Source organism: Paracidovorax wautersii, assembly GCF_900113035.1.
In the GTDB taxonomy this organism is placed as follows: Bacteria; Pseudomonadota; Gammaproteobacteria; order Burkholderiales; family Burkholderiaceae_C; genus Paracidovorax; species Paracidovorax wautersii.
Window position 1 is genome coordinate 69680 of the sequence record NZ_FONX01000020.1, and the last position, 9575, is coordinate 79254.

At 70.0% G+C, this 9575-nt stretch carries 9 protein-coding genes; 2 read left to right on the forward strand and 7 right to left on the reverse strand.

Features of this window, described 5'->3' with window-relative positions; translation table 11 throughout:
* Positions 1–58 precede the first annotated feature (58 nt).
* A complete protein-coding gene (locus tag BM070_RS21445) occupies positions 59–502 on the forward strand; it encodes a hypothetical protein (protein WP_245785327.1) in 444 nt (147 codons plus the stop codon).
* Here the strand turns inward: BM070_RS21445 and BM070_RS21450 are convergent.
* The 4 genes from BM070_RS21450 to apaG all read right to left on the reverse strand — a co-directional run bounded on the left by BM070_RS21450 (position 459) and on the right by apaG (position 5483).
* Positions 459–1583, reverse strand: coding sequence for a YbdK family carboxylate-amine ligase (locus BM070_RS21450; RefSeq protein WP_092941725.1), 1125 nt, complete (start codon positions 1581–1583; stop codon positions 459–461). The two genes, BM070_RS21445 and BM070_RS21450, sit on opposite strands and share 44 nt — an antisense overlap.
* On the reverse strand, positions 1573–2853 hold the full coding sequence (locus tag BM070_RS21455; RefSeq protein WP_092941727.1) for a cation:proton antiporter: 1281 nt from the start codon (positions 2851–2853) through the stop codon (positions 1573–1575). Before BM070_RS21455 ends, BM070_RS21450 begins: the two co-directional genes overlap by 11 nt.
* 192 nt (positions 2854–3045) lie before the next feature.
* The gene (locus tag BM070_RS21460; protein ID WP_092941729.1) at positions 3046–5079 is read right to left on the reverse strand and encodes a site-specific recombinase; all 2034 of its coding nucleotides are present in this window, start codon (positions 5077–5079) and stop codon (positions 3046–3048) included.
* Positions 5076–5483, reverse strand: a complete 408-nt coding sequence (apaG, locus tag BM070_RS21465) for a Co2+/Mg2+ efflux protein ApaG (protein WP_092941731.1) — start codon at positions 5481–5483, stop codon at positions 5076–5078. The genes BM070_RS21460 and apaG overlap by 4 nt, the downstream gene beginning before the upstream one ends.
* A gap of 97 nt (positions 5484–5580) precedes the next feature.
* On the opposite strand from apaG, the gene rpe reads away from it, so the two are divergent.
* Positions 5581–6264 carry a ribulose-phosphate 3-epimerase gene (rpe, locus tag BM070_RS21470; protein WP_092941733.1) on the forward strand — a complete coding sequence of 228 codons (684 nt, stop codon included), beginning with the start codon at positions 5581–5583 and terminating at the stop codon, positions 6262–6264.
* Positions 6265–6366: 102 nt separating this feature from the next.
* Here rpe and BM070_RS21475 read toward each other — a convergent pair whose 3' ends face one another.
* From BM070_RS21475 to BM070_RS21485, 3 genes are all read right to left on the reverse strand, one after another.
* A complete protein-coding gene (locus BM070_RS21475; RefSeq protein WP_175518576.1) occupies positions 6367–6912 on the reverse strand; it encodes a hypothetical protein in 546 nt (181 codons plus the stop codon).
* 122 nt (positions 6913–7034) lie between these two features.
* Positions 7035–7544, reverse strand: a complete 510-nt coding sequence (locus tag BM070_RS21480; RefSeq protein WP_092941735.1) for a chemotaxis protein CheW — start codon at positions 7542–7544, stop codon at positions 7035–7037.
* Between the two features lie 27 nt (positions 7545–7571).
* Positions 7572–9317: a methyl-accepting chemotaxis protein gene (locus BM070_RS21485; RefSeq protein ID WP_092941737.1), complete on the reverse strand. Its 1746-nt coding sequence runs from the start codon at positions 9315–9317 to the stop codon at positions 7572–7574.
* Positions 9318–9575: the final 258 nt, after the last annotated feature.

A 9575-nucleotide genomic window follows, 5' to 3' on the forward strand; every position in this document is an offset into this window, starting at 1 on the left:
TGTAGAGGAAACCAAGGCTTTCGCCGCGCGTCTGCGGCAAGCACTGGAGGGGGCGGGGGTGCGTCCTTCCCCTTCCGTGGTGGCGCACGAGTTCAATCTGCGCTACTGGGGCAAGAGCATCACCGCGCATACGGCGCGGGCCTGGCTGGCGGGCGTCGCCATTCCCATGCAGGACAAGCTGCGCACATTGAGCGAATGGCTGAAGGTCAGCCCGGACGAGCTGCGCTTCGGCTCGCGCCACAAGTCACTGGACAGCCTGGTGCGCGAGTCCGACTCGCCGCTGGGCGAACTCAGCCTGCAGGACCGGGAGATGCTGGCGCGCTACCTGGTGCTGCTGCCCGCGCAGCGCAAGACGGTGCAGGAAGTGGTCCACGCCATGTCGCTGGCGGCGCAGGTGCTGGCGGCGTCCCCGCGCGGCACGCAGCCGGGGCCGGGGCCCGCGCCCCAGCCACCGCAGGTCAGCCCGGTACGCCGCGGAAGCGCTGTGCCGCCTGGCGACTGACCTCGGCCAGCAGCTGCTCTTCGCGCTGGCGCTCGCGCAGCCAGCGCGCATCGTTCTGGCCTGCGGCCGCCTCGCTGCGCAGCATGTGCAGCGCGCCCGAGGCGCCGTGCGCGCCGGCATGGCGGGCGATGTGGTCGATGGTGTGCAGGATGTGGTCGCGCAGCGGCATGTGCTCGCCGGTGGCCGGATCGACATAGACCGCCTCCATGCCGAAGCGGCAGGCCTGGAAGCGGTTGTAGGTATAGACCAGGTAGTCGTCTTCGCTCGGCGTGAACGGCTGCTCGGCCAGGAACCAGGCGCCCAGCGACTGCACGAAGGCCGAGAGCGCGGCGGCGCGCTCGATGGTGAGCGGCGTGTCGAACACGCGGATCTCGATGGTGCCGAACTCGGGCTTGGGCCGGATGTCCCAGTAGAAGTCCTTCATGCTCTTGACCACGCCGGTGCGCGTCATCTTGCCGAAGTACTCCTCGAAGTCCTTCCAGGTCAGCACCATGGGCGCGCGGCCCGAGAGCGGGAACGCGAACACCGAGTTGAGCCGCGCCGAGTCGAAGGCCGTGTCCTGCCCCTGCACGTAGGGGCTGGAGGCCGACAGCGCGATGAAGTGCGGGATGTAGCGCGACATGCGGTGCAGCATCAGCAGCGCCTCGTCGGCACCCGGGCAGCCGATGTGCACGTGCTGGCCGAAGATGGTGAACTGCTTGGAGAGGTAGCCGTAGAGCTGCGACAGCTCCTGGAAGCGCGGCTTGTCGTAGATGCGGCGCTCGTGCCACTGCTGGAACGGGTGCGTGCCGCCGCCCACCACGGCGATGTTGAGCTTGTCGGCGCTCTTGACCAGCGCGTCGCGGATCTGCGTGAGCTGGCCCAGCACCTCGCTGCCCGAATGGCAGATGCCGGTCGAGATCTCGATCATGCTGTTGGTCATCTCGGGCACCACGCTGCCGGGCAGCGGCTGCCTGGCCATGAGGCGCAGCATGTCCTCGGCATAGGGCGCGAGGTCGTAGTCGTGGGTGTTGACGAGCTGCAGCTCCAGCTCGACGCCCAGCGTCAGCGGTTCGGAATGGTGGAAGGCTTCAAGACTCACGGGCGTTGTCTCCGGTCGAGGGGGAAGCACCGCCGCTGCCGGTGCGCGTGAGCGCGGCCCACGGCTTGGAGCTTTCGCCCGCGCGGTAGATGGCCACCGTGGCGATCACCGCCCCCAGCACCTCCATCAGCAGGATGGCCGGCAGCGCGACCCGGGCGATGAGCTGGCCGGTCGAGGCCGACGCCAGCGCGAACTGCGATGCGATCAGCAGCGCGATGGCGGACATCGGCGTCATCGCGCAGCTGACCCAGAGCGCCTGGCGCCAGCTGGCGCCGCTGCCCACGTTGCCCACCGCCACGCCCAGCGCCTTGGCCACCAGGCGCACGGCGATCAGCGCCAGCACCACGCCGGCCACCGGCCCGCTCCAGTCGGCCTGCGCGGCCACGGTGGACACCAGCACGAACATCAGCATGGTCAGCAGCGACGACGCCGTGCCCAGCTGGCGCGGCCAGGCCCAGGGGCGCGGATTGAGCTGCTTGAGCAGCATGCCCGCCAGCAGCGCCGCGAGCGGGGCCGAGCCGCCCATGAACGAGGCCACCGTGGTCGCCGCGGCGATCAGCGCGAGCAGCAGGATGGAGGTGTTCTCGCTGGTCGGACTCATGAAGCGCAGCGCCATGCGCAGCGCCAGAGCCAGCACGCCGCCCACGATGACGGACACGCCCAGCACCACCATCACCGGATAGATGGTGTCGGCGAAGCGCGCGGCCGGGCGGTTGATGAGTTCGGCCTGGGCGCTGCCCAGGGTCAGCGCATAGAGCGTGGACAGCGTGGCCAGCACGATGGCCCGGTCGGTGACGGGGCCGGCGGCGCGCGTGTCGTTGACCACGCGGGTCAGCACGGCGGGCGATGCGGCCATGGCCACCAGCGCCAGCGGGCCGGCCGCGCGCGCGGGCACGTCCAGCCAGATCAGCGCCCAGTACACGGCGAAATAGGCGAAGGCCGATTCGGCCAGGCTCTGCACCAGCACCATGGGGTTGTGGCGGAACCAGCGCAGCGGAATGCGCGCACCGGCCTCGAAGAGCACCAGCGAGATGCCCAGCTCCAGCAGGAAGAGGCCGATGCCCTGCAGCGGCCACACCACGCCGCTGAAGCCCAGCAGCCCGACCACCGTGCCCACCAGCGTGTAGCCCACCACCTTGGGCAGGCCCGTTTTGCGCTGGACCACATAGCCCGCGACGGCGGCCACGGCCAGCAGCAGCGACCATTGCACCGTGGGCAGTCCGGCCGAGGGGCGCAACCACTGCGCCCAGAAGCTCATCAGCTCGTTCATGTCTTGGTCAATCCTCTTGGTTTTCGCCCGACGCCGGCCCATGCGCCACCGGGGCGCCCGCCACCCCGCCGGCTCGGAAAAGGCACACGTGCCGGGCCTCCATGCGGAGCCCGGCAGTGGCCCGAATCTACCCGCCCCGCATGTCGCGCCCCTGTAGGACACCGGCGGCGATGGCCCGGCCTTTGCCGTGGGTCAGGCAGCCGACGGCCCCGAACCCGCCTCGGAGGCCGGGGCCGGGGCCGGGGTCGCCCTGCGGCCACGCACGGGCATGAAGAAGCTCAGGGGCGCGCTGCGCAGCCGCGCACGCACCGCCCGGTAGAGGCGCGAGCGCTCGCCCACCGTGGTGTTCTCCGCCCGCAGCGCCACGCGGAAGGCCAGGTAGAAGCTCACCGACACGTTCAGCGCGCCGATCAGCGGCAGCGAGGCCACCGCCCACCAGAAGGCCGGCAGGTGCAGCACGCCCAGGCCCAGCGACGTGGCGGCCGCGCCGATCTGCCCCGACGAGAGCGTGACGTGGCGCACATCCAGCCCCAGGCCGAAGAAGGCCGCGAACGCGGGCACCAGCCCGAGCATGAAGCCCAGCGAGATGTTGGCGGCAAAGCCCGAGAGGTTCTCGCGCATGAAGTGCGCCCAGCGCGCCGCGCGCGGCTTGCCCAGCAGCCGGGTGATGCGCGGGTTGTAGCGCATGGCCGAATCCAGCCGCTGCAGCACGAACCAGTTCTCGGCCCAGCCCGCGATGATGCTGGAGGCGAACAGCAGCACGCCCGTGAAGGCGGCGAAGAAGAGCGAGGGCCCCAGCAGATGCTGCGCGTGCAGCACGTGCTGGGCCTGCTTGGCGGTGATGGCCGGCACGCCGCTGAAATAGGCGATCAGCCAGGTGATGCCGACCACCGCCGGGAACACCACCAGCACGTTGCCCAGCACCGCCGCCACCTGCGAACGCACGAGGTGCGAGACCTCGTCCACGAAGGATTCCACGGCCGCGTCGTCCTGCAGGTCCTTGAGCTTGGCGGCCATGGCCGGCGCCGTCATGGCCGGCTGCTTGGTCGCCACGGTGAAGTGCAGCAGCTGGATGAGCACGAAGCTAACCGCGTAGTTGGCGCCCGCCCAGAAGCCGGACCAGAACGCCGACAGCGCCAGCGCCGCGATGCCGAACTTCATCAGCGTGGTGAAGGCCATCACGAAGCCCCCGCCCGCGGCCTTGGCCACCATGGCGCTGTATTCGGCGCCGGTGCGGGTGATGTAGTGCTCGCCGGTCTCGGCGCTGCGCTCGGCCACCTTGGCGGCCAGCAGCGACGAATTGGTGGCCAGCAGCGCGCGCACGCTGCGGCGCTCGATGCCCACGTTCACCAGCCGCGCCATGAGCTGCGCCGCCGCGACGACGGGCGTGGGCGAGAGCAGGCAGTCCAGCAGCGCCCGCACGCGCAGGATGCGCTCGCGCAGCTGCCGCAGGCGGAACACCAGGCCCACCGAGATGCCGTTGTCCTCGAAATGCGAATACACGGTGAAGGCGGCGGCGCGGCAGGCATCGAGCCGGTCGCGCAGCCGCTGCACGGCCTCGTCCAGCCGGTCGCTGGTGCGCAGCTGGTGCAGCACCTCCACGCGCAGGCTCTCCACGTCGCGGATCAGCGCATGGAAGGGCTGGGCGTCGCGGGCCGACTCGGTCATGCGCAGGCGCAGTTCGGGGGCGAAGCCGGTGGAGAGGATCTGCCCCGCGCAGTAGGTGATGGCGTCGAGCAGCGAGCGCTGCCAGCGCGTCGCGCCGGGCCCGTCGGCAGGCGCCAGCACCGCCAGCAGGCGCGCCAGCAGCGGCTCGTCCAGCGCGGCCAGCCAGCGCGCGTCGAATTCGCTGCGCAGGGCGAGCATGAACAGCTCGGACGCATCGATCGTCTCCGGGCTGCCCGGCAGCAGCTTGTAGCGCATGCGCTCGGCGATCTCGCTGAAGAGCGCGGTGCGCGGCGCGAAGCCGAAGTCGGCCAGCAGCGTGGTGATGTCCACGGTCTGGATGAGCGCCAGCCACCAGGCCTGCAGCCGGGCCTGCAGCGCCGCGTCCTTCTCGACGGCCTCCACCATCAGCGCCACGCGCCCCAGGGCGCCTTCGACGGAACGGCTGTCGCCGCGCACCCAGTCCAGCAGGGAGATCAGCAGCAGATGGCGTTGCGCCAGCGGCGCGGCGGGGTCCAGTTCGGCCAGCAGCTGGCCCAGATCGACGGGGGACCGCCTCAATGCAGCACCCGGTCGCTCAGCGGCTGGCCGGAATCCCCGCCGCCCACGGCTTCGAGCACGAACAGCGCGATGGGGCAGTCGAAGGTCTCGCCGTCCGCCGCCACGCACAGGTAGCTGCCGTGCATGCTGCCGCTGGCCGTGCGCAGGCGGCAGCCGCTGGTGTACTGGAAGGCCTCGCCCGGCTTGAGCAGAGGCTGCTGGCCCACCACGCCGAGGCCCTTGACCTCTTCGGTGTGGCCGCGCGCGTCGCTGATGATCCAGTGGCGCGCGATGAGCTGGGCCGGCACTTCGCCGGTATTGGTGACCGTGATGGTGTAGGCGAAGCTATAGACGCCCTCCGCCGGGGCGGATTGCTCGGGCAGGTATTCGGGCCGCACTTCGGCCTGGAACTGGTACTTGGGCATGGCGGCAATGGTAAAGGGTAAGTACGGAGCGCCCTCCAGGGCCCGGAGCGGGCGGGCGCGGCGCGGGCTTTTGCGCCAACTGCGACAATCCGGCGCCATGAGCAGCCCCACCTACCGCATCGCACCCTCGATCCTGTCCGCCGACTTCGCCCGCCTGGGCGACGAGGTCGGGAACGTCATCGCCGCCGGCGCCGACTGGATCCACTTCGACGTGATGGACAACCATTACGTGCCCAACCTCACCTTCGGGCCCATGATCTGCCAGGCGCTCAAGCCCCATGCCAAGACGGCGGACGGCACGGCCGTGCCCATCGACGTGCACCTCATGATCCAGCCGGTGGACGCGCTGGCCGCCGCCTTCGCCGAAGCGGGCGCCGACTACATCAGCTTCCACCCGGACGCCTCGGGCCACGTGCACCGCAGCATCCAGGCCATCCGCTCCAAGGGCGTGAAGGCCGGGCTGGTCTTCAACCCCGCCCAGCCGCTGGACGTGCTGGACTGGGTGATCGACGACATCGACCTGATCCTCATCATGAGCGTGAACCCGGGCTTCGGCGGCCAGAGCTTCATCGACTCCGCCCTGCGCAAGATCGAGGCCGTGCGCCTCCGCATCGACGCCAGCGGCAAGGACATCCGCCTCGAAGTCGATGGCGGCATCAAGGAAGGCAACATCCGCCAGGTGGCGGATGCCGGTGCCGACACCTTCGTGGCAGGCAGCGCCATCTTCGGCAAGCCGGACTACCGCGCCGTCATAGACGCGATGCGCACCGCGCTCGCCTGACCGGCTGATCGGCTGATCGATCAGTCCGCAAAAACAGTCCGCAAAAACGGCTCAAGCCCGGCCGCCTGTACGGCGGCCGGGCTTGAGCTCATTTCAGCGCGCTCAGGACTTGGGTTCGGGCATGGGCTGAGGAGGCATCGGCTTCTTCGGGGCCGGCTTGCCATCGGGGCCGTGCTTCGGGCCGTGCTTGTGCTTGGGGGGATGTTTGGGCATGGGCTTGTCCATCGCCGGGGGCATGGGTTCGGCCATGGGGCGGGCAGCGGGGCCCGCTACCGGCACCAGGGTTTCAGCCTCCAGCAGCACGCCGCCGCCGCTCACCGAGCCCGAAACGGGGCCGTTCTTCACGCGGGCGATACAGGCATCGCGGTCCACCGGCTCGCGGAACACGGTGCAGCGCTGTTCGGCGTTGCGCTGGTAGTCGGCTTCGGTTTCCGGTGCCAGCTTGCCTGCGCGCGCAGCCTGGCGTGCGGCGCCCGCCTCGCGGATGCAGGCGGCGCGGCTGTCCGCGGCAGAGATCTGCGCGCAGGCGGCCCGGTCTTCCTGGTAGGAGCTGCCGGCAGCGCCGCCGGCCGGAGCCGCGTGGACGGCGCCAGCGGCCACGAACAGGGCGATGGCGGGGAGTGCGCGGATGATGGGGTTCAGGTGCATGTTCAATCCTCTTTCGTCAACAGCAAAAAGCTGGTGCCAGCGTAAGGCCGATCGGGGCCTCGCGCTGTCAGACAGGCCGGACACTTGGAGTCGTCCAACCGAGGGTTGCAGCACCGCCCGCGTCAGCCGGGCGCCGGTTCCGCCGGCAGCCGATCTTCCAGGGACAGCACGCGTTCGAGCTCCAGCAGGATCACGAAGCGCCCCCGCACCTTGCCCATGCCCTGGATGAAGTCGGTGCGGATGCGCGCGCCGAAGGACGGCGGCGGCTCGATGTCCTCGGGCGGGATATCGACCACCTCGTTGACCGCATCGACGATCACGCCGATCACCTGCCGCTCGTCCAAGGCCTGCACTTCGACGATCACGATGCAGGTGCGCTTGCCCGCCACGACGGGGCTCTTGCCGAAGCGCGCCTGTAGGTCGATCACGGGCACGACGGCCCCGCGCAGGTTGATCACGCCGCGCACGGCGCCGGGCATCATGGGCACGGAGGTGAGCTCGCCGTACTCGATGATTTCCTTGATCGTCAGGATGCCGATGGCGAACAGGTCGCCCCCCAGCTGGAAGGTCAGGAACTGCGCCGAGGCCTGCGTGGCAGGCGCGGCGCCGTGGGATCGCTTGTCTTCGCTCATGGTGTGCCTCTCAGGGTGCCGGGCACGTCAGTAGCGGACGAACTGGCGCTCATCGATGGCGCTGGCATGGCCAGCCCCCGCCAGCGCGGGTTGCTGCAGCGCGCGCGGCGGCTGGGCCGTCGGGGCGGAGAGCACGCCTCTGCGCGCCGTCGCGGCGGCGGCCGGCGCATGCGCCTGGCCGGCCCCGTCCAGCTTGAAGAAGCTCATGGTCTGGCGCAGCTGCTCGGCCTGGCTGCTCATCTGCTCGGCCGTGGCGGCCAGCTCCTCGGAGCCGGACGCGTTCTGCTGGGTCGTCTGGCTCAGCTGGTTCACCGCGGCATTGATCTGGCCGACGCCGGAGGACTGCTCCTCGCTGGCGGCGGTGATCTCCTGCACCAGATCGGAGGTGCGGCGGATGTTGGGCACCATCTCGTCCAGCAGGCGGCCGGCGCGCTCGGCCAGCTCCACGCTGGAGCCCGCCACGTCGCTGATCTCCTGCGCCGCCACCTGGCTGCGCTCGGCCAGCTTGCGCACCTCGGCCGCCACCACAGCGAAGCCCTTGCCGTGCTCGCCGGCGCGCGCCGCCTCGATGGCCGCGTTCAGCGCCAGCAGATTGGTCTGGTAGGCGATGTCGTCGATGATGCCGATCTTCTGGGCGATCTGCTTCATGGCCGCCACGGTGGCCTTGACGGCCTCGCCGCCCTCCGCAGCCTCGGTGGCGGACTTGGCGGCGATGCCGTCGGTCACCTTCGCGTTGTCGCTGTTCTGCTTGATGGAGGCCGTCATCTGCTCCAGCGACGCGCTGGTCTCCTCCACGCCCGCGGCCTGCTCGCTGGCGGCCTGGCTCAGCGTCTGCGCGGTGGCGCTGACCTCTTCGGAAGCTCCGGCCAGGGACTGCGCTCCGCCGTTGACATCGGTGACAACCTCCACCAGCTTGGCCACGGTGAAGTTGGCGGCATCGCACAAGGCCTTGAGCTGGCCCCGGCAATCGACATCGACGGTCCGCGTCAGATCGCCGATGGAGAGCGCCTTCAGCGTGGTGCCCACGGCATCGACCGGCTCCACGATGGCATTGAGCGTGTCGTTGATGCCATCGACGATGCGCCGGAAGTCCCCATGGTGGCGCTGGGCCTCGGCGCGCACTTCGAGGCGGCCCTCGGCGGCGGCGTCCACCAGCATGGAGGTGTCGGCGATCAGTGCCTGCAGGTGCGCGCGCACCTGTTCGATGGTGTCGTTGATGAAGGCCTTCTTGCCGGGGAAGGCTTCCAGCGACGCGTTGAAGTTGCCGCGGCCGAACTCGGCCACGCAGGCCATGGCCTTCTTCTTGACCGCGATGTGGCTGCCGACCAGCTGGTTGATGCCCTGCGCCATGGCGGCCAGGTCGCCCTTGAGCACCAGGCTGTCCATCACCGCATCGATGTCGCCCGCGTCATGTGCCCGGGCCACGCGGCGCAGGTCTTCCGCCATCCAGGCCAGCTTGCCGCGCAAGGCCTGCTGCGCCGCCAGGAGCTGGCCCAGTTCACCGCCGGCGGCCGGGCTGGCGGCCGGTGGCTCGCGCAGATCGCCCGCGGCCAGGCTCTCGGCCTGCGCCAGCGCCAGCCGCGCCGGCCTGGCGATGCTGGCCGCCAGCCATGCGGCCAGCACCGCGACGAGGACGAGCGCCCCAGCGGCGAGCCCCCACGCTTCGGCGAAGGAAAGGCGCAGTGTCTGGACGAGGGACCAAGGCAGGGTGAGCGCCACGGCCGCAATGCCGAAACAGGCTCCGATGCGGGTGGCAAGGCTGGTGTGGTTCATGAAGATGACCCGGAGAGAAACGAAGGTAGAGGGGACAAGAGGCAGGGCACTGGATGGCCTCGCCTCGCCAAGGCCTTCCGATACGCTGCTCGAGCGCACTCCGAAGGCCGGGCCCCACGTTAGGAGACCCTAGGGATAACCCAGGGACAGCACCGGCGCAGAAAGGGGACTCGACCGGACACGCCATTGCAAAATTTTTTCAATCACTTACACAAAAAGCGATTGGTTTCTTTTGCGCCATGGATTCCGGCCCCCTGC

What these genes read in the sequence shown, in the direction of transcription:
- BM070_RS21455 (WP_092941727.1), bottom strand. Translation starts at nt 2,853, where the DNA reads ATGAACGAGCTGATGAGCTTCTGGGCGCAGTGGTTGCGCCCCTCGGCC.
- apaG (WP_092941731.1), bottom strand. Translation starts at nt 5,483, where the DNA reads ATGCCCAAGTACCAGTTCCAGGCCGAAGTGCGGCCCGAATACCTGCCC.
- rpe (WP_092941733.1), top strand. Translation starts at nt 5,581, where the DNA reads ATGAGCAGCCCCACCTACCGCATCGCACCCTCGATCCTGTCCGCCGAC.
- BM070_RS21475 (WP_175518576.1), bottom strand. Translation starts at nt 6,912, where the DNA reads ATGCACCTGAACCCCATCATCCGCGCACTCCCCGCCATCGCCCTGTTC.
- BM070_RS21480 (WP_092941735.1), bottom strand. Translation starts at nt 7,544, where the DNA reads ATGAGCGAAGACAAGCGATCCCACGGCGCCGCGCCTGCCACGCAGGCC.
- BM070_RS21485 (WP_092941737.1), bottom strand. Translation starts at nt 9,317, where the DNA reads ATGAACCACACCAGCCTTGCCACCCGCATCGGAGCCTGTTTCGGCATT.